The sequence below is a fragment of the Cellulosimicrobium cellulans genome, from assembly GCF_007679345.1.
Taxonomy (GTDB): domain Bacteria; phylum Actinomycetota; class Actinomycetes; order Actinomycetales; family Cellulomonadaceae; genus Cellulomonas; species Cellulomonas cellulans_A.
Genome location: NZ_VEGH01000014.1, coordinates 1 through 18,656, shown reverse-complemented (window position 1 = coordinate 18,656; position 18,656 = coordinate 1). Strand labels below are relative to the sequence as shown.

Annotated in this window: 18 protein-coding genes; 6 read left to right on the top strand and 12 right to left on the bottom strand. The window is 76.7% G+C overall.

Annotation, left to right across the window (positions count from 1 at the left end):
* The first annotated feature begins 8 nt into the window (after nucleotides 1–8).
* The 4 genes from FS882_RS16690 to FS882_RS16675 all read left to right on the top strand — a co-directional run bounded on the left by FS882_RS16690 (nucleotide 9) and on the right by FS882_RS16675 (nucleotide 4,501).
* On the top strand, nucleotides 9–869 hold the full coding sequence (locus FS882_RS16690) for a carbohydrate ABC transporter permease (RefSeq protein WP_222848248.1): 861 nt from the start codon (nucleotides 9–11) through the stop codon (nucleotides 867–869).
* A complete protein-coding gene (locus tag FS882_RS16685) occupies nucleotides 866–2,245 on the top strand; it encodes an arabinan endo-1,5-alpha-L-arabinosidase (RefSeq protein WP_158374720.1) in 1,380 nt (459 codons plus the stop codon). Before FS882_RS16690 ends, FS882_RS16685 begins: the two co-directional genes overlap by 4 nt.
* On the top strand, nucleotides 2,242–3,036 hold the full coding sequence (locus FS882_RS16680) for a DUF624 domain-containing protein (protein WP_158374718.1): 795 nt from the start codon (nucleotides 2,242–2,244) through the stop codon (nucleotides 3,034–3,036). Before FS882_RS16685 ends, FS882_RS16680 begins: the two co-directional genes overlap by 4 nt.
* Before the next feature lie 136 nt (nucleotides 3,037–3,172).
* Nucleotides 3,173–4,501 carry a glycosyltransferase family 4 protein gene (locus FS882_RS16675; protein ID WP_158374716.1) on the top strand — a complete coding sequence of 443 codons (1,329 nt, stop codon included), beginning with the start codon at nucleotides 3,173–3,175 and terminating at the stop codon, nucleotides 4,499–4,501.
* A 93-nt stretch (nucleotides 4,502–4,594) separates the two neighbouring features.
* Here FS882_RS16675 and FS882_RS16670 read toward each other — a convergent pair whose 3' ends face one another.
* Genes FS882_RS16670 through FS882_RS16655 form a run of 4 tightly spaced genes read right to left on the bottom strand, consistent with a single transcriptional unit; the run spans nucleotide 4,595 to nucleotide 8,671 of the window.
* On the bottom strand, nucleotides 4,595–5,401 hold the full coding sequence (locus FS882_RS16670) for a glycosyltransferase family 2 protein (protein ID WP_158374714.1): 807 nt from the start codon (nucleotides 5,399–5,401) through the stop codon (nucleotides 4,595–4,597).
* The gene (locus FS882_RS16665; protein WP_158374712.1) at nucleotides 5,398–6,417 is read right to left on the bottom strand and encodes a hypothetical protein; all 1,020 of its coding nucleotides are present in this window, start codon (nucleotides 6,415–6,417) and stop codon (nucleotides 5,398–5,400) included. The genes FS882_RS16670 and FS882_RS16665 overlap by 4 nt, the downstream gene beginning before the upstream one ends.
* Nucleotides 6,414–7,532, bottom strand: a complete 1,119-nt coding sequence (locus tag FS882_RS16660) for a glycosyltransferase (protein WP_158374710.1) — start codon at nucleotides 7,530–7,532, stop codon at nucleotides 6,414–6,416. The genes FS882_RS16665 and FS882_RS16660 overlap by 4 nt, the downstream gene beginning before the upstream one ends.
* Nucleotides 7,529–8,671: a glycosyltransferase gene (locus FS882_RS16655; protein ID WP_158374708.1), complete on the bottom strand. Its 1,143-nt coding sequence runs from the start codon at nucleotides 8,669–8,671 to the stop codon at nucleotides 7,529–7,531. Before FS882_RS16655 ends, FS882_RS16660 begins: the two co-directional genes overlap by 4 nt.
* 116 nt (nucleotides 8,672–8,787) lie before the next feature.
* On the opposite strand from FS882_RS16655, the gene FS882_RS16650 reads away from it, so the two are divergent.
* Entirely contained in the window at nucleotides 8,788–9,891 is a 1,104-nt protein-coding gene (locus FS882_RS16650; RefSeq protein WP_158374706.1) for a hypothetical protein, read from the top strand.
* Nucleotides 9,888–11,234, top strand: coding sequence for a glycosyltransferase family 2 protein (locus FS882_RS16645; protein ID WP_158374704.1), 1,347 nt, complete (start codon nucleotides 9,888–9,890; stop codon nucleotides 11,232–11,234). Before FS882_RS16650 ends, FS882_RS16645 begins: the two co-directional genes overlap by 4 nt.
* Before the next feature lie 6 nt (nucleotides 11,235–11,240).
* Here FS882_RS16645 and FS882_RS16640 read toward each other — a convergent pair whose 3' ends face one another.
* From FS882_RS16640 to FS882_RS16605, 8 genes are all read right to left on the bottom strand, one after another.
* Entirely contained in the window at nucleotides 11,241–11,954 is a 714-nt protein-coding gene (locus FS882_RS16640; protein ID WP_158374702.1) for an NADPH-dependent F420 reductase, read from the bottom strand.
* The gene (locus FS882_RS16635) at nucleotides 11,951–12,991 is read right to left on the bottom strand and encodes an LLM class flavin-dependent oxidoreductase (RefSeq protein WP_158374700.1); all 1,041 of its coding nucleotides are present in this window, start codon (nucleotides 12,989–12,991) and stop codon (nucleotides 11,951–11,953) included. The genes FS882_RS16640 and FS882_RS16635 overlap by 4 nt, the downstream gene beginning before the upstream one ends.
* Before the next feature lie 108 nt (nucleotides 12,992–13,099).
* Nucleotides 13,100–14,170 (bottom strand): LacI family DNA-binding transcriptional regulator, encoded by a 1,071-nt coding sequence (locus FS882_RS16630; RefSeq protein ID WP_262348370.1) that lies wholly within the window; start codon nucleotides 14,168–14,170, stop codon nucleotides 13,100–13,102.
* A gap of 119 nt (nucleotides 14,171–14,289) precedes the next feature.
* A complete protein-coding gene (locus FS882_RS16625) occupies nucleotides 14,290–15,222 on the bottom strand; it encodes a carbohydrate ABC transporter permease (RefSeq protein ID WP_262348369.1) in 933 nt (310 codons plus the stop codon).
* Nucleotides 15,212–16,183: a carbohydrate ABC transporter permease gene (locus FS882_RS16620; protein ID WP_158374698.1), complete on the bottom strand. Its 972-nt coding sequence runs from the start codon at nucleotides 16,181–16,183 to the stop codon at nucleotides 15,212–15,214. The genes FS882_RS16625 and FS882_RS16620 overlap by 11 nt, the downstream gene beginning before the upstream one ends.
* 16 nt (nucleotides 16,184–16,199) lie before the next feature.
* Nucleotides 16,200–17,492, bottom strand: a complete 1,293-nt coding sequence (locus tag FS882_RS16615) for an extracellular solute-binding protein (RefSeq protein WP_187365344.1) — start codon at nucleotides 17,490–17,492, stop codon at nucleotides 16,200–16,202.
* Between the two features lie 297 nt (nucleotides 17,493–17,789).
* A complete protein-coding gene (locus FS882_RS16610; RefSeq protein ID WP_003792170.1) occupies nucleotides 17,790–17,888 on the bottom strand; it encodes a 30S ribosomal protein bS22 in 99 nt (32 codons plus the stop codon).
* A 180-nt stretch (nucleotides 17,889–18,068) separates the two neighbouring features.
* Nucleotides 18,069–18,317, bottom strand: a complete 249-nt coding sequence (locus FS882_RS16605) for a helix-turn-helix domain-containing protein (protein WP_158374694.1) — start codon at nucleotides 18,315–18,317, stop codon at nucleotides 18,069–18,071.
* Nucleotides 18,318–18,656 lie beyond the last annotated feature (339 nt).

The window sequence follows — 18,656 nt, the reverse complement described above, 5'->3', positions numbered from 1 at the left end:
GAGCAACCATGAGCCGCAAGACGCCGATGGGCACCACCGCCCAGAACCGCGTGGTCAACACGATCCTGTTCGTCGTGCTCGCGCTGGGCGCGGTCGTGATGATCGCGCCGCTGCTGTGGATGGCCACCACCGCCCTCAAGACCAAGGCCGAGGTGTTCGCGCTGCCGCCGGTCTGGATCCCGGGGTCCCCGCAGTGGGACACCTTCGTCCGGATGTGGACCGAGGCGCCGATCCTGTCGGGCTTCAAGAACAGCATCATCGTCGCGGGGACCGTGACGATCGTCGGGTCGATCACCTCGTCGCTCGCCGCGTTCGCGCTGGCCAAGATGCGGCTGCCGTTCAAGAACGCGATCTTCCTCGGCCTGCTGACCGGGCTGATGATCCCGTTCCCGACGCTGATGATCCCGCAGTTCGTGATGTTCTCGAAGATCGGCTGGGTCGACACCCTGCTGCCGCTGATCGTGCCCCTGCTGTTCGGCAACATCGTGATGATCTTCTTCCTGCGGCAGTACCTGTCGAGCGTGCCCGACTCGATGGTCGAGGCCGCGAAGATCGACGGCGCGTCCTACCTCCAGGTGTTCCGGAAGATGATCTTCCCGCTGATCCGCCCGGCCATCGCCGCGCAGTTCATCCTCTGGTTCATGACGATCTGGAACGACTACCTCGCGCCGATCCTCTACCTGAACACCGAGTCCAAGCAGACGCTGCAGGTGGTCATCGCCAACCTCAACGTCGAGTACGCCACGCAGCGGGACTACCCGCTGATCATGGCCGCCTCGTTCGTGGCGCTGCTGCCGATCCTGGTCGTGTTCCTCATCTTCCAGCGGCAGATCATCGAGTCGGTCGCGCTGACGGGGGCGAAGGGATGACGGTCACGGAGCCGGCCGCGACGGCGGACGCCGCGCTCGACGCGACCGCCGCCTGGGGCGGACGGCACGCGCACGACCCGACCGCCGTCCGCGACGACGACGGCACCTACTGGCTGTTCTCCACCGACGCGTCCGGCGACGGGCCGCTGCCCCGGGCCGGGGTGCAGGTGCGCCGGTCCGAGGACCTCGTGACGTGGGCGTTCCAGGGCTGGGCGCTGGACGGCGTGCCTGCGGACGCGGCCGCGTGGACGGGTGCCGAGGGGCTGTGGGCCCCCGACGTCGTGCGGGTGCCGGACGCCGTCGCGGTGCCGGACGCCGAGCGGTGGCGGATGTACTACTCCGCGTCGAGCTTCGGCTCCCGGACATCGGCCATCGGGCTCGCGACGGCCCCGCACCCCGCCGGCCCGTGGACGGATCGCGGGCTCGTCGTCACCAGCCGGCACGACGTCGACGGGCCGAACGCCATCGACGCGAACGCCGTGGTCGACGCCGACGGGCGGCACTGGCTGGTCTACGGGTCGTTCTTCGGCGGCATCCACGCGCTCGGCCTCGACCCGGCCACCGGCTTCGTGCTCGGCTCGGGCGGGCGCCCGCGCCCCGGCCCGGGGCTGCTGCTCGCGCGGCGGCCGCACACCGTCGAGGCGGCGGTCGAGGGGGCGTTCGTGCTCCCCCGGCCCGGGGGTGGCTACGCCCTGCTGACCTCGTTCGACTCGCTGTTCGGGACCTACCACCTGCGGGTCGTCGCGGGCCCGTCGGTGACGGGACCCTACGCCGACGTCCGCGGGCGGTCCGCGACCGACGTGGCGGCCGACCCGGTGGGCAGCACCGTGCTGGCCGGGCACCGGCTCGCGGGCGGCCGCGGCTGGCTGGCGCCCGGGCACGCGTCCGTCCTGACCGAGCCGCTGCCCGGCGGCGGCGCGCGGCAGCTGCTCGTGCACCACGTGCGGGACGCCGACGAGCCCACCCGGCACGAGGTGCAGGTCCGGCGGCTCGCGTGGACCGCCGGCGGGTGGCCGCTGGTGTCCCCGCAGCCGTGGGCCGGGCCGGACCGGGAGCAGGACGACGAGGCGACGTGGCCCGCGTCGGTCGCCGAGCTCGCCGGGACGTGGGAGGTCGTGACCTTCGCGCGCGGGGACGCGTTCACGGCGTCGGCGCTGCGGGTCGTGGGGGCCGAGGGGCCGCCCGGGGCCGTGGCGCTGGGGCGCGGCCGGTTCGCGTGGGACGGCCCGGGGTCGTCGGCGCGCGCGGGCGCGGTCGAGGCCGTGGTGTTCCCGGCCTGGGACGCGGTCCGAGGGCGCGCGACGCTCGCGGGTGCGGCGCTGGACACCGGCACCGGGGTCGTGACGGTCGCGACGCTCGTGGAGGTGGCGCGGTGAGCGCCGGCCTCGTGGGCGCGGGGCCGGCCGGGGCGGGTGCGGCGGGCGCGGGCGCGGGTCCGGGGGGCGCGGGCGCGGGTCGAGCGGGCGCGGGCGCGGGTCCGGCGGGCGCCGGCGCCGCGGCGCGGCGGCGGGTGCCCGTGCACGAGGGCGGTGAGGACGTCGCCGGCTGGGCCGGCGCGGTCATGCGCTGGCTGCGTGTCGGCGCCCGGCTGGTGCTGGTCAACGTCCTCGCGGTGCTCGGGACCCTGCTCGGCGGGGTCGTGCTCGGCGTGCTGCCCGCGCTCGCCGCCGCGGCGGCGGTGCTGGGGGCCGTCGCCGCGGGCGAGCCGCCGGAGTCGGTGGGCCGCGCGTTCTGGGCCGAGTACCGGGCGGGGTTCCGGCGGGCGAACCGGCTGGGCTGGCCGCTGCTGGTCGTGGGCGCGCTGCTCGCGGCGGACGCGCTCGCGCTGCCGGCCCTCGCGTCCGCGACGGGGTCGACCGGCCCCGCCGCCGTGGCCGCCGCCGGGCTCCTGGCGCTCGGGGCGGGCCTGCTCGTCGTCGGCGCGTGGTTCCTCGCGGTGCTGCGCCGGTACGACGAGCCGTTCGGCCGCACCTGGCGGTTCCTGCTGCTGGTGCCGCCGACGTCGCCCGGGACCGCGCTGGCGGTGCTGGTGACGCTGGGCGCCCTGGCGTTCGCGGGCTGGCACCTCACGGCCCTGGTCCCGCTGCTCGGGGTGTCCGGCCCCGTGCTGCTCACCGGCGTCCTCGTCGACCGCCGCCTGGACGCGATCGACGCGACGGGGCGCTGACCCCGGGACCCCTCGGGCGGAGCGTCCTGCCCGGCACGCCCGGTGCGTCGGGCAGAACGCGCCACCTGTCTCCACCCGGGGCGGGAGGGGCGGGACGTCGACGGGCGGGGCGGCGCGGCGTCGGCGAGCATGAGGCGTGGCCTCCGACCTGCACGCCAGCACCCCCGGGAGCGCGACCGGGCGCACCCCCGCGCTCGCCGCCGCGACCGGCGCCCGGCCGAGCCGCGGGCGGTGGCTGGTGGCCACGACCGAGTACGCGGGGCTCACCCGGTACACCGGCGGCATCGGGCGGCACTACGCCTCGCTGCTGCCCGCGCTGGTGCGCCGGGGCGCGGCGGTCGACCTGCTCGTCCTCGCCGACGGGGACCTGCTGCCCGACGCCGACCTCGGCGGGGTCCGGCTGGTCGGCCACGTCCGGCCGCCGCGCGCCCGGGTCCCCGCGCTGCTCGCCCGCGCCGCGGCCGTGCGCCGGGCGTACCGGGGCGGCGCCTACGACCGGGTGTTCCTGCCCGAGTGGGCCGCGCTCGGTGTCGCCCTGCCCGCCGGGGCGCCGCTGCTGACCAACCTGGCGACGAGCACCCGGCTGGCGAACGAGGTCGCGGGCTTCACGCCCCGGTCGTTCGGGCTCCGCGGCGGGGCGGTCGTGGCGGTGCAGGGCCGGCTCGAGGACCGGCAGGTGCGGCGGTCGGCGGGGCTGGTCCCGATCTCCCGGGCGATGCAGCGGTGGACCGAGTCCGCGTTCGCGGACCTGCCGCCCGCCCGGGTGGTGCGGAACTGCATCGACGTGGCGCACGTGCGCCGCGCCGCGGGGTCGGCCGGGCTCCCCGCCGGCTGGCCCGACGACGGAGCGCCGGTGGTGCTGTTCCTGGGACGGCTGGAGCGGCGCAAGGGGGTCACGGACGCGTTCGCGGCGTTCGCGGAGGTCGCCCGCCGGCACCCCACCGCGCGGCTGGTGCTCGCGGGCGCCAGCGGCGACCGCCGGTTCGAGCCCGACCGGCCCGCGCTGCTCGGCCTGCTGCCCCCGGAGGCGCGGGACCGGGTCACCTGGCTCGGGCACGTCGATGACGACACCCTGTACCGGGCGGTCCGGGAGGCGGCCGTGACGACCTGCCCGTCCCGGTGGGAGGGGTTCGGCAACGCCGCGCTGGAGGCCAAGGCGATCGGCGGCGCGCTCGTCGTCACCACCGGCAGCGGCTACGACGACTTCTGCACCGACGGCGAGGACAGCCTCATGGTGCCGCCCGCCGACCCCGCCGCACTGGCCGAGGCCGTGCTGCGGCTGCTGGACGACCCGGTGCTGGCGGCGACGCTCGGCGCGCGCGCGGCGGCGGGCGCCGAGCGCTGGACGGCCGACCCGGTGGCGGCCGACCTCCTGGACGCGGCCGACGCCCTCCTGGGCCCGCCCCGCGCGGCGGCCTCCGCCGCCGGCACCACCGAGCGAGCAACCGACACGTCGAGCGAGTAGTCGGCGACTACTCGCTCGACGTGTCGGGTACCCCCTCGGGAGCGTGAGGGCGGCCGCGAGGGCGGCGCGCGCCCGGCGCGGCGGTGGCGCAGGTCAGGCGCGGTGCCAGGCCGTCCCGTCCCAGCGCACGGCGCCCGCCGCCGCGAACGCGCGCAGCCAGCCCTCCATCGGCCACCGGCCCCACCGCCGCGCGAACCGCGCGCCGTTGCGCAGCACGTCGTCCAGGTGCTGCCAGGGCGGGCTGCTCGTCGGGTGGTGCTGGTGGTAGGCGTGCGCCCCGCCGACCCACGCGAGCGGGACGCGCGCGTCCCGCAGCGCGTACCCGAAGTCCGTGTCCTCCCCGCCGTAGCCCTCGTAGCCCTCGTCGAACCGGGGCCCGTCCGCCCAGCGCCGCGCGGTCAGGGCGAACGACAGCGACCAGAACAGGTCGTACTCGTCGTCGCCCGCGACCTGCACGACGCCGTCCGCGGGCGCCGGCCGCGCCGGGTGCGGGCGGGTGGCGGCCGCGAGCGCCGCCGGGTCGTCGACCACCGCGCCGGGCGGCAGGTAGGTGACCGGCCCGCAGAGCACCGCCGCGGGGTGCGCGGCCGCGGCCTCCGCGTACCGGTCCAGCAGGCCTGGCCCCGGGACGCAGTCGGCGTCGAGCAGGACCACGAGGTCGGCACCGAGCGCCACGGCCCGGTCCGCGCCCGCGTTCCGCGCCGCCGCCAGCCGCAGCCCGTGCGGGCCGGGCGGCACCCGGAGCACCTCGTCGGCGTCGAGCGCCGGCGGGTCGTCGTCGCCGACCCAGACGACCACGACCAGCGTCGCCGGGTCCCGCCGCACGACCGCGAGCTGCCGCCGCAGGTGGTCGACCCGGGGCGTCGAGCACAGCGTCACGACGGCCCGCGCGCTGGTCACGACAGCCCCCCGCGCCGGGCGACGTCCGCGATCGCCTCGGCCGCCCGGGCCGCCGCCCCCGCCGTCCCCCACACCGACCAGTCCGGCTCGAGGGCCTCCGCCCGCTCGAGCACCTCGGGCCACCGGCCCGGCTCCGGCCACGCGGGCTCGACGACCGCCAGCCCGGCACGGCCGAGCGCGCGGGCGGTCACGGCCTGCTCGTCGAACGGCCGGTCCTGCGGCACCACCACGGCGCGCGCGCCGGCGACCGCGAGGTCCGCCACCGAGTTCTGCCCCGCGAACGACACCACGGTCCCCGCGGAGGTGAGCTCGCGCCAGGGGTCGTCCGACCACGCCCCGCCCGGGCCGAGGGCGGTCCACCGGCGTCCGGGGGTGGCGCGCGCCGCGGCGTCGACGTGCTCGGCGGTCACCTCCGAGCCGCCGCGGCCCCCGAGCACGAGCACGCCCTCGCGGTCGCCGTCCGGAGCCCGTCGCCCGTCGAACCGGCTGATCCCGCCCGTGAACACCACGCGGTCGCGCACCGGCTCCAGGTGCGCGGCGGGCAGGACGTCCGCGGGCCACGGCGCCAGCACGCGGGCGGCGGCGCGCAGGCCGAGCGCGTGCGGCTCGTCGTCCCGGACGCCCGGCTGCGCCACCAGCACCGGCGGGACGCCGAGCAGCCGGGCGAACACGGTGACCTCGACCGACACGTCGACGACGATCGCCGCCGCGCCCCGGGCGTCGAGCTCGCGGGCGATCCGCGCGAGCCGGCCCCGGTGGCCCGGGTGCAGCAGCGGGGCCCAGTGCAGCAGGCCGCCGGCGGCGGGATCGGCCTCGGCGGGCGGCCGCCCGGCCGCGTCGGGGTCGTCGTCGCGGTCGAGCCGCACCCAGTCGACGTGCGGGGGCAGCCCGGCGGGCTCCGGCAGCGAGCTCAGCGCCACGACGTCCGCGTCGAGGTGCGGGGCCACGGCGCGCAGCCGGCCGAGGTGCCCCGACCCGTGGTGGTGCACGTACCAGGCGACGGTCGGCCGGCTCACGCGATCAGCTCCGCGCCGGCGGCGTGCTCGGCGACCAGCGCGCGGAACACCCGCTCGAGGGCGTCGACCCGCACGTCCAGGCCGTAGTGCCGGCGCGCCGACGCGCGCACCCGGGCCCGGAACCCCTGCTCCGCCGCCGAGCGCGCGGCGAGCCGGTCCGCGGCGGCGGCGAGCGCGCCCACGTCGCCGCGCGGCACGGCGGACATGCCGGTCGCGGTGCGGGCGATCTCCCGGATGCCGCCCGCGCCGAACGCCGCGACGGGCGTGCCGCACATCAGCGCCTCCGGGCCCACGAGGCCGAACGGCTCCTCCCAGGCGGGCGTCCCGAGGGCGCACGCGCTGCGGCCGATCAGGCGGGCGAGCGCCGGCTGGTCCAGCAGGCCGACGTACCGGACGCCGTCCCCCACGTGCGGCAGCACGGACCGCTCCGCGTACTCCCGGTCGCCGATCCGGCCGGCGATCGTCAGCTCGCGGCCGAGCAGCCGCGCCGCCTCGATCGCCAGGTGCGGCGCCTTCTCCGGCACCAGCCGGCCGGACCAGACCAGCCCGTCGCCGCCCGGGCCGAGCGGCCAGTCCGCCGCGTCGATGCCGTTCGGCAGCACGGAGGCGTCGACGACGGGTGCCCACTCCCGCCGGGTGTGCGCGCTGACCGCGAGGAACCGGGTGCCGCGGGCGTGCGCGGCCGCGTCCACCAGCTCCGGCTCGAGCGGGGTGTGCAGGGTGGACACCATCGGCACGCCGAGGGAGGCCGCCCGCCGCAGGGGCAGGCCGTGCAGGCAGTGGTTCGAGATCACGTCGTACCGCTCGGGCGCGCGGGCGATCACGTCGAGCGCCCGGTCCAGCGCCGGCACGGACCGCTCCCGGTAGGCGTCCGGGTAGTCCGAGTCGGTGGCGCGGGCGCCCTCCGGCCAGTCGAGGGTCGGCAGCGCGAACTCGGCCGGCCCGCCGTCGAGGAAGTCCGAGCCGCGGACGGCGATCAGCGAGACGGCGTGCCCGCGGGCCCGCAGCGTGCGGACCTCGTTCCACACGGCCGACTCCAGGCCGCCCGCGTGCGGCTGCCGGATCGGGAACCGGAGGGGCGCGACGACCACGACGCGCAGCCGTGCCCCCGTCACCGGGCGCCCCCGGCCAGCAGCGAGCGGTACAGGGCGGCGTGCTGCTCGGCGGCAGCGCGGTCCTCGGCGAGCCGACGCTCGCGCCGGTCGCGGACGAGCGCCGCGCGGGCCGCCGTCCCGGGGCGGGTCGCCGCCGGGGAGCGCAGCAGGTCGCGCAGCGCGGCGGCCAGGCCGGCGGCGTCGCCCACCGCGCCGGACGTCGCGACCGAGCCGTCGGGGTGCTGCTGGTGGTAGTAGCCGACGGCGGGCGCGGCGACCGGGACGCCGAGGTCCCAGCACAGCTCCAGCCAGCCGGAGTGCGTGCCGTGCGCGTAGGGCAGCACGCACGCGTCGAGGCCGGCCAGCGCCTCGGCGAGGCCCCGGTCGTCCAGGCGGTCGTGCTCGACCAGCGCGACCGTGCCCGGGTCCGCCGCGGCGCACAGCTCGCGGACCTCGTCGCGGGCCGCCTCGTCCCGGACGCGCCGGTGCAGCCGGATCTCGGCCCGCGCGGGCAGGCCCGAGGCGCGCAGGTCGGCCACGGCGGCCAGCAGCGCGCGGGTGGCGGCGGGGGCGTCGACGTTGGGGCGGAGGTCCTTGAGGTGCAGGCCGACGACCCGCCCGGCGGCGTCCGGGACCGCGCCGGACGGCGCCGCGGGCGGCTCGACCAGCAGCCGCGGGTGCGGCACGACCAGCGCGTCGCGCCCCCAGCGCCCTCGGATCTCCGCCGCCGCGCCCGGGGTGAGGGTGACGAGCGCGTCGGCCCCCGGCACCAGCACGTCGAGCTGCGCGCGGTACCCCGCCTGGTCGACGAGCTGCGGGTGCTCCAGGTCGTGCACGGTGAGCACGACCGGCCAGCCCGCCGCGCGGGCCGCGCCCAGCGTGCGGGCCAGGTGCGCCGGGTCGAACGACTCGGTGCCGAAGTGCACGTGCAGCAGGTCCGCCTCCGCGGCGTGCGCCGCGATCCAGGCGGGGTCGAGCACCACCGGCGGCCACCAGCGGCCCGGCTCGGCGCCCGGTGGCGTCGGGTCCGGCAGCACCGTCAGGCCCGCGGCGTCGGTGACCCGGGCGACGTAGGGGTGGGCCGCGGGGACGGAGGCGACCCGCACCGCGCGGCTCGTGGACCGCGACGCGCCCGCGGTCGGTGCCAGGAGCTGCGACATGCGGTCCTCTCGTCGTGGCGGACGTGCCGCCCGGTCCCCGAGCGGCGCGGCATCGCGGTGGTGCGGGAAGTGTCGCGCGGTTGCCGCCTCCCCGCGACTCGACCACGATTGCCGGGATGACCAGGACCGACACCCCCGTGCTCCTCCTCACGGGGCCGCCGCGGCACGGCGTCGCCCGGTACGCGGCCGACCTCGCGGCGCACGTGCGCGCGCTCGACGGCGGCGCGCGGGTGCTGCGGGTCGACGACCCCGGGGACCTGCCCGCCGCCGCCGGCGGCGTCGGCCGCGCGCACCTGCACGTGACGGACCGGCTGCTCGGCGCCTCGCCCGACGCCGCGGCGGACCTGGTCGAGCGGCTGGCCGGGGTGTGCCGCCTCACGGTCACCCTGCACGACGTGCCGCAGGAGTCCGACGGGCCGCGGAACCTGCCCCGGCGGACGGCGGCGTACGCGCGGGTCGCCGCGGCGGCGGACGGGGTGGCGGTCAACAGCCGGCACGAGGCGCTGCTGCTGGCGGAGCACGGGGTGCTGGCGCCCGGGCGCGCGCACGTCGTGCCGCTGGGCGCGGTGCCGGGCGGCCCGGACGGGACCGCGGTGCCGGCCGCCGGGGCCGGCGCGGGGACCCGCGTCCCCGTCGCGCCCGGCACCCCGCTGGTCGCGCTCGTCGCCGGCTTCCTCTACCCCGGCAAGGGCCACGACGACGTGGTGCGCGCCGTCGCCGACGCCGCGGACCTGCTCCGCGCCGCCGGCACCCCGCCCGGCGAGGTCGCGGTGGTCGCGGTGGGCGGACCGTCCCCCGGCCACGAGGACGAGGTCGACCGCCTCCGCGCCGACGCGGCGGCGCGCGGGGTGGCGTTCCGGGTCACCGGCGGGCTGGACGACGAGGCGTACCGGGCCGCGCTCGCCGGCCCGGGCGTCCCGGTCGCCGCGCACCGGCACCTGTCGGCGTCCCGCACGCTGCTCGACTGGGGCGAGGCCGGGCGGCGGCCGCTGGTCGTCGAGTCGCGGTACGCCCGCGAGATGGCGGCGCTGCGGCCCGGCACGCTCACGCTGTACCCGGCGGCGGACCTGCCCGCGCACCTGGCCCGGGCGTGGGCGGACCCGACGGCGACGACGCCGGCGCCCGGCGCGTCGCTCGCGCCCACGCTGGCCGACGCGGCGGCGGCGTACCGCGCCTGGTGGGCCGCGGGCGCACGGTCCACCGGCGGGGCCGCCGCGTGACCGGGCCCGCCCGACCCGGCCGTCCGCTGCCGGGCAACCGGTGGGACCTGCTCGACGGCGTGCTGCCCGCCGACCCGCCGTCGGTGTCGGTCGTCGTCGTGCACTACGACCAGCAGGCCGAGCTCGACCGGACGCTCCGGGCCCTGGCGCGGCAGGACCACCCCGCGGACCGCACAGAGGTGCTCGTCGTGGACGACGGGTCGCCGGTCCCGCCCCGCGTCCCCGACGGCGTCCGGCTGCTGCGCCAGGAGGACCGCGGGTTCCGGGTCGCCGCCGCGCGCAACGTCGGCGCCGCCGCCGCGACCCACGACGTGCTGGTGTTCCTGGACGCCGACACCGCACCGGAGCCCGGCTACCTGCGCGCGATCTCCCGGCTGCCTGCGCTCGCCCCGGACTGCGTCGCGGTCGGCCGCCGCCGGCACGCCGACCTCGCCGGCGCGCCCGTGGACGCGCCCGTCGAGCAGCTCGGCCCGGAGCGCGAGCTGCCCGAGCCGGCCTGGCTCGTCGACGCCTACCGGCGCAGCCGGGACCTGCTGGACGCCGACGACCGCTCGTACCGGTACGTGATCGGGGCCGTGACCGCGTGCAGCCGTGCGCTGTTCGAGGAGGCGGGCGGGTTCGACGAGGGGTTCTCGTCCTACGGCGGCGAGGACTGGGAGTGGGCGTACCGGGCGTGGCTCGCCGGCGCGGTGCTCGCGCACGTGCCGGACGCGGTCGCCTGGCACGACGGACCGGACTGGTCCGGCCGGGACGCGGCGTCGCGGGCCGCGAAGAACACGGAGGCGCTGCGGCTCGCGGACCTGGTCCCGGTGCCGGGGTCGCGGCCGCGGGGGCTGCCGTCCGGCCGGGCCGACGTGCTGGTGCACGCCCCCGGCGGTGACGGCGTGTCGGCGGCGCAGCGGTTCGTGAGCGTGGACTCGGTGCTCGCCGCGCTGCCCGGCGCGGTCGCCGCACCCGGCGCCGCCCCGGGGTCCGGCCCGGTCACCGATCCCGGCACGCTCACCGCGCCCGGCGCGCCGACGGACCCGCACGACCCGGCCACCGGCGACCCCCGGTTCGACCGCGTCCGCCTCGACGTCCTCCTCGACCGCCCGCTGCGCGCCGACCCGGGCACGGGCTCCGTCGCCGCGGCCGTCGAGCGCGTGGCCGCCGAGGGCCTGGCCGAGCTCGCCCTGCTCGGCGCCGACGGCGCCCCGCTGCTCCGGGTCGTCTCCCGCCGGGCCCGGGCCCGCGAGCGCCGCTGGCGCCGCGACGACCTGTTCCCCCGCGCGACCGCCCCGGCCGACGGCCTCACCCCGCTGCCGGACGAGCCCGACCTGGAGGCCTACCTCGGCGGCTGGTGACCCCCGTCAGTCCGCCGCGTCCACCGCGGTGAGCCGCCCGGCGCGCGCCGCGGCCACCACCGCCCCGCGCTCCGTCGCCGGGAACCGCGCGAGCACCGCCGCGAGCGTCCCGGCGTCCTCGTTCGCCCCGAACGCCTCGGCGTGCGGCTGCAGCGCCACCGAGTCCGCCAGCGTCCCCGCCGGCACCGGGTCGAAGCCCAGCGCGTCGACGAACGCCGCCACCTCGGCCGCGGCCTCCGTGTCGTCCGCGGCGACCGCGATCGCCCGCCGTCCCGGCGTGCCCGCGGGCAGCGGCCCCTCGTCGAGGTCGTGGTAGCCCATGTGGTTGAACGCCTTGACGACCCGGGCGCCGGGCAGCGCCTCGGCCACCAGCACGCTGGTGGCGACCGCGGGGTCGGCGAGGTCGGGGCGCTCGCCGTCCGTCTCCCACCAGTAGTTCATCGCATCGACCACGACGCGGCCGGCCACCTGGGCCCCGACCCGCTCGACGACCTGCGGGAGCCGGCCCAGCGGCAGGGCGAGCACCACCAGGTCGGCGCGGGCGGCGTCGACGGCGTCGACGGCCCGGGCGCCGGGCGCCAGCACCTCGACGATCAGCCGGATGCGGTCCGGGTCGCCCGAACCGGCGACGGTGACGTCGTACCCGGCCGCCACGGCGAGGCGCGCGAGGACGGTGCCGACCTTGCCCGCGCCGAGGATCCCGACGGTGCGCGCGGTCACGCGGCGCCCCCGGCGAGCAGGTCCCGCACCATCGGCGCGACCCGGCTGCCGAACAGCTCGACGGCCCGCAGCCGGTCGCTCACCCGCAGCGGCCCGCCGGTGTAGACCAGGTCGAACCGGCTGACGTCCAGGCTCGACACGGTCCGCGCGATCTTGCGGGCGACCGTCTCCGGCGAGCCGACGTACAGCGACCCGTGCGCCACCTCGGCGTCGAACTCCGCGCGGCGCAGCGGCGGCCAGCCGCGGTCCGCCCCGATGGCGTCGCGCATCTGCTTGTACGGCCCGTAGTAGGCCTCGAGCGCCGCCTCGTCGGTCTCGGCGACCAGGCCGTGCGAGTGCACGCCGACCCGGCCCTCGGGGGTGCCGAGCTGGGCGGTGGCCCGCCGGTACAGGTCGACGTACGGCCGGAACCGGTCGGGCTCGCCGCCGATGATCGCGAGCATGAGCGGCAGGCCGTGGTGCGCGGCGCGGACCACGGACTGCGGCGAGCCCCCCACGCCGACCCAGGTCTCCAGACCGCCCGCCGTCTTGGGGTAGACGTCCGCCGCCTCCAGCGGGGCCCGCGTCGTGCCCGACCAGGTCACCAGCTGCTCGCGGAGCAGCTGGGCGAACAGCTCGATCTTCTCCTCGAACAGGACCTCGTAGTCCTGCAGGTCGAAGCCGAACAGCGGGAACGACTCGGTGAACGACCCGCGCCCGAGCATCACCTGCGCCCGCCCGCCGGACAGCGCGTCGACGGTCGCGAACCGCTGGAACACCCGCACCGGGTCGTCCGAGCTGAGGACCGTGACGCCGGAGGCGAGCCGGATGCGCTCGGTGCGGGTCGCGATGCCGGCGAGCACCGTCTCCGGGGAGGAGAGCGCGAAGTCGGGTCGGTGGTGCTCGCCGAGCGCGATGACGTCGAGGCCGACCTGGTCGGCGAGCACGGCCTCGTCGACCACCCGGCGGATCGCCTCGGGGTGGGTGAGCAGGCGCCCGGTGGCGTCGTCGGTCGGCAGGTCGCCGAAGGTGTCCAGGCCGAGCTGCAGGGCGGTCATGACGGGGTCCTCCCGGGTCGTTCGTCGGCACCCATCGTGCGCGGCTTCCGTTGAACAATCAACTACCGCACCGGATTCCGGCCCGGTCCCGCCCCGGCGGGCACGCCGTCAGGCCACCACCGTGCGCGTCGACGCCGCGGGCCGGACCGCGGCCCCCACCGTCGACTCCCGCGCCACGACCTCGAAGTCCGTGACCACCTCGACGTGCTCCGCCGGCGCCGTGCCGGCGACCCGCGCCAGCAGCAGGTCCACCGCCGTCTGCGCGATCTGCTCCCGCCCCGGCGCGACGGACGACAGCGGCGGCGACGCGTAGGCCGCGTCCTCGATGTCGTCGAACCCGATGACGGCGACCTCCTCCGGCACCGCGACGCCGCGGGCGTGCAGGACGTGCAGCGCGCCGATCGCCAGGGCGTCGTTCAGGCCGAACACCGCGTCGATCTCGGTCCCGGCGTCCAGCATCCGCTCCATCGCCTCGGCCCCGGTCGACCGGTGCCACAGCCCGGCCTCGCCCAGCAGCGCGGGGTCCGGCGGCAGCCCGGCCTCGGCGAGCGCCTCCTCGTAGCCGCGCTGGCGCAGGGCGGCGCTGCCGACCGTCTCCCCCGCGTGCGACCCGATCAGCGCGATCCGGCGCCGCCCGGTCTCGATCAGGTGCCGGGTCGCCGCGCGCGCCGCCTCGACGTTGCTCATCGTCACGTGGTCGGCGGGACCGCCGAAGATCCGCTCGCCGAGCAGCACCATCGGGAAGTCCACCGCGAACGACGCGCGGTCCTCCGTCCCCAGCGCGAGCGGGGAGAAGATCAGACCGTCCGTGAGGTGCCGGCGCTGGCCGTGCAGCACCTCGAGCTCGCGCTCCCGGCTGGCGTTCGTCTGCTCGATCAGCACGATGACGCCGCGGCGCTCGGCGGCCTGGATCACGGAGTCCGCGAGCTCGGCGAAGTACGGCAGGCTCAGCTCGGGCACCGCCAGCCCGATCATCCCGGTCCGGCCCTGGCGCAGGTTCCGCGCCGACAGGTTCACCCGGTAGCCGAGCTGCTCGATCGCGGCCTCGACGCGCTCCTTGGTCCCCGGGCGGATGTACGGGTACCCGTTGATGACGTTCGAGACCGTCTTGATCGACACCCCGGCGATCGCCGCGACGTCCTGCATGGTCACGCCCGCCTGGCGCCGCTTGCCGGTCATCGACCCACCTCTCCCGCCACGTCCCGCGCCCTGCCCGTCTGCCACGACGCGCCGGGCCGCGCCCCAGCGTAGGGGCGCGGCGCGGCACGCGGGTCACGCGACCGGGGTGGTCCCCGCCGTCACCGGCCGCCGAGCCCGGTGGTGGCGACCGCCTTGACGATCTGCCGCTGGAACAGCATGAACAGCAGGATCAGCGGCAGGGCGGCGATCACGGCCGAGGCCATGGTCTGGGCGTAGATCGTGCCGTAGGCGTTCTTGACCGTCGACAGACCGACCGGCAGCGTCATCAGGTCGGGGTTGTTGGTGACGATGAACGGCCACAGGAAGTTGTTCCACGCGCCGATGAACACGAAGATCGCGACCGCCGAGACGATGGGCCGGGAGATGGGCAGCACGATGGACCAGAAGGTCCGCCAGTGCCCCGCCCCGTCCACCCGCGCGGCGTCCTCGATCTCCTGCGGCACCTCCGCGAAGAACTTGCTGAAGATGTAGACCATCACCGGCGCCACCAGCTGGGGCAGGATCACGCCCTGGTAGGTGTCGACGAAGCCCAGGGCCTCCATCTGCCGGAACAGCGGCACGATGAGGATCTGGCCCGGGACCGCGATCAGCGCGATGGTCGCCGCGAACAGCAGGTTCTTGCCGCGGAACCGGGTGCGGGCGAACCCGTAGCCGGCGAGCGCGCAGACCGCGACCGTGAGGATCGTGACCGACCCCGCCACCAGCAGGGTGTTCAGCATCCAGCGGGGCACCTCGCCGCGCTCGAACACCGTGCGGTAGTTCTCCAGCGTGAACCCGCCGTCCGGGAACCACTGCAGCGGGACGGACTGCGCCTGCGCCTCGGTCTTGAACGAGGTGTCGACCGCCCAGAACAGCGGCAGCAGCCAGGTCAGCGCCATGATCACGAGCAGCACCACCGACAGCACGGTGGCGAGCCGGCTGCGGCCCAGGACGAGGCTGCGGGTGCGGCGGTTCTCCTCGCGCCGCTCGGTGTAGGTGCGGCGCAGGCCGCCCGCCGTCCCTGTCGGGGCGGAGATCGTCTCAACGGCCACGGCCCTGCTCCTTCCGGCGAGCGGTGGTCAGCACCTGGAACACCACGGCGACCACGATGATGAGCGCGAAGTAGATGTACGACATGGCCGACGCGTAGCCCATGCGGTACCCGGTGAACCCGGTGTCGTAGATGTACTGCAGGATCGGCCGCGTCACGCCGTTCGGGCCGCTGCCGCCGTTGAAGGCGATGAACATCTGGTCGAACACCTTCAGCGAGGCGAGCACCTGCAGGATCGTGATCAGCACGGTCGTGGCGCGCAGCTGCGGCAGCGTGATGGACCACAGCCGGCGCCACGCCCCCGCCCCGTCCAGCGCGGCCGCCTCGTACATCTGGTCCGGGATCGCCTGCAGCGCGGACAGGTACAGCAGGAAGTTGAAGCCGACGGTCCACCACAGGGTGAGCAGGGCCATCGACCACATCGCGACGTTCGGGTCCGTGAGCCAGCCGACCTTCTCCAGCCCCAGCCGGTCGAGCCAGTAGTTGAAGAAACCGATCTCGGGCTGGTAGAGCCAGACCCAGATCTGCACGACGACCGCGACCGGCAGCATGTACGGCGCGAAGAACGCGAGCCGCCACACCCACTGGCCGGGCAGGCCCGTGTAGACCAGCAGGGCCATCGCCAGCGCGATCACGACCAGCGGGATCGTGCTCATCAGCGTGAAGATCACGGTGTTGCCGAGGGTGGACCACATGGTCGCGTCGCCGAAGGCCTCGGCGTAGTTGTCGAGCCCGATCCAGCCGCCGTTGCCCATGAGGGACTGCTCGGTGAAGCTCAGGCCGAGGCCCCAGAGCGTCGGGACGACCAGGAACAGCACGGCGACGACGACGAACGGGATGACGAACGGCCAGCCGCTGCCCTCGCGGCGGCTGCGGCCGCGGCGCGGGCTGCGCGGGAGGTCGGGGGTGCGCGGGGGCGCGGCGGCCGCCTGCGACTGGGACGGGGTGGTGAGTGCGCTCATGGCTGCGGTCCCTCCGTCAGGCCGGCGGCTTGGTCTGCAGGGCGGCGTCGAGGCTGCCGATCAGCCGGTCCACGGCGGCCTCGGGGGACGACTTGTCGAGCCAGGCGCCCTGGAGCGCCTCGCCGACCCGCGCCTGGAAGTCCGACCCGGAGCCCGTGAACCAGGCCTGCGGGTCGAAGACGGCCTGGTCGCTCGCGGCCGCGTAGTGCGACTGCGGCACCTTGGCCTGGTACTCGGCCGACTCGGTGACCTCCCGGTTCGCGGGGATGTGCCCGCCGTCGGACCAGAGGAGCGACTTGTTGAGCATGGCCGCGACCGTCGCGTAGGCCGCCTCGCGCCGCTCGGGGTCGAGGTTGACCTGGTGCGGCAGCACGAACACGTGCGAGTCGCCGTACGTCGCGGGCGTGCCGAAGATGTTCGGCATCGGCATGGCGTCCACGTCGACGCCCGCCGTCAGGAACGACTGGAGCTCCCAGTTGCCGTTGAAGCACATGCCGACGCGGCCGGTGGAGAAGTTGGCGACGGCCGACGGGTAGTCGGAGTTCGCGATCGCCACCGTGTCGTCCAGCCACGACTGCACCCAGCTGACCGACTCGATCAGCGCGTCCCGGTCGACCTGCGCGGCCTCACCGGGGTTCAGCACGACCTCGTTGCCGGTCTGCGCGTACAGGCCCCAGAGCATCCGGGACATCTGCGCGCCGTCGCCGGTGTACCCGTAGCCGACGCCCGCGTACCCGGTGACCTCCGCCATGGCCCGGCCCGCCTCGACGAAGCCGTCCGGCGAGTCGACGCCGACCAGCTTCCCGTCCGGGCCCAGCAGCCCGGCCTGGTCGGCCAGCCCCCGGTCGAAGAACAGCAGGAACGCGTGGAAGTCGAGCGGGACGGCCCACAGCTTCCCGTCGATCGTCGCCCGGTCCCACAGCGCCGGCGGGAACATGTCCTCCGTGACGCCGTGCTCGGCGAGCAGGTCCAGGTCCCAGGGGTCGAGCACCCCGCCCGGGACCCAGCCGGCCACCCGGGTCAGGTGCATGACCGCCAGGTCGGGGGCGCGGCCGCCCACCGAGGCCATGACGAGCTTGGTGTAGTACGGCGCGCCCCAGGTGAGGACCACCGGGTCGATCCCGATCGCCGGGTTCTCGTCCTGCACCTCGGTCATCATCTGCTGGAAGATGCCGCCGTCACCGCCGGTGAACAGGTGCCACAGCTGGATCCGGGTCTGCCCGGACGCCGCCGCGGCCTCACCCCCGCACCCGCTCAGCGCCCAGGCCGCACCGAGGGCACCCGCCCCCGCCACGGCCCCCCGGAGCACGGACCGACGGCTCAGCGCCGTCCGCCCCGGACCCCCGCGAGCTCCTGAGATCATCCTCGACCTCCCGCCTCCACGGGGGCGCACGGCACCCGTGGGTTTTCATCGTTGAAGAACCGCTCGGCAGTGAATCAGCACGGGACAAACCCCGTCAAGAGGTGACGATCCACCCCAGGTGTGCCACGTGGCAACACGGCGCGCCGTCCCGGCGGAAAGCGGCCGGCCGGACGCGGGCACGACGAAGGGCCCGGCACTCGGTGCCGGGCCCCTCGTCCTCGTCGCCGCTCGCGCGGCGGCGGGTCACTTCTTGTTGCGACGCTGGTGACGCGTCTTGCGCAGCAGCTTGCGGTGCTTCTTCTTCGCCATGCGCTTGCGGCGCTTCTTGATGACGGAGCCCATGGGGTCCTCGCTTCCTGTGGCGAGCGCTCGAAGCGCCCCGCCGGGGTCGTGGTCGATCGACGCGCGGCACGACGAACGCCCACGCACGGGAAAGTCCGGCCCTACCTTACGCGATCGGCGAGGCCGTCCGCGACGCGCCGGTACGCACCCGCCACCCGAGCGGCGCGCGGTACGCGCCGGTCAGGAGGACAGCCGGCCGGCGCGCGGGCCGTCCTCGCCCGCCTCGCCCTCGGCCTCGAGGTCCAGCCGGGCGGTCGCGAGGTAGTGGTCGAGCGCGTCCTGCGGCACCCGGAACGAGCGGCCGACGCGGACCGCGGGCATCTCGCCCGAGTGTAGCAGCCGGTACACCGTCATCTTCGAGACCCGCATGACCTCGGCGACCTCGGCGACGGTGAGGAACCGCACCCGCGGGGGCTGCTCGCTGGTCATGGCCGCTCTTCTCGCTCGTGCGCGCACGACCGGTGCGCGGGACTGGCTGCACACAGGTGCCGCGACGACACCTTAGAGCCTGGTGAGGCTGGTGTGAAAGGGGAGACGCGTGGGACCACCCGCCGGGGTGCATCCCGGTGCCCGCCACTCTCCCGCACGCCCCTCGCACCCGCCTCCCCGCCCCGCCCCGCGCGCGCCGCCGTGGGGCCGCCGGCGACGCCGAGGGAGCATCCGACACGTCGAGCGAGTAGTCGGCGACTGCTCGCTCGACGCGTCGGTTACCCCCTCGGCGACCGGGGGTGGCGGGGCGGGGCGGGGGCCCGCGGAGCGGGGCGGGGC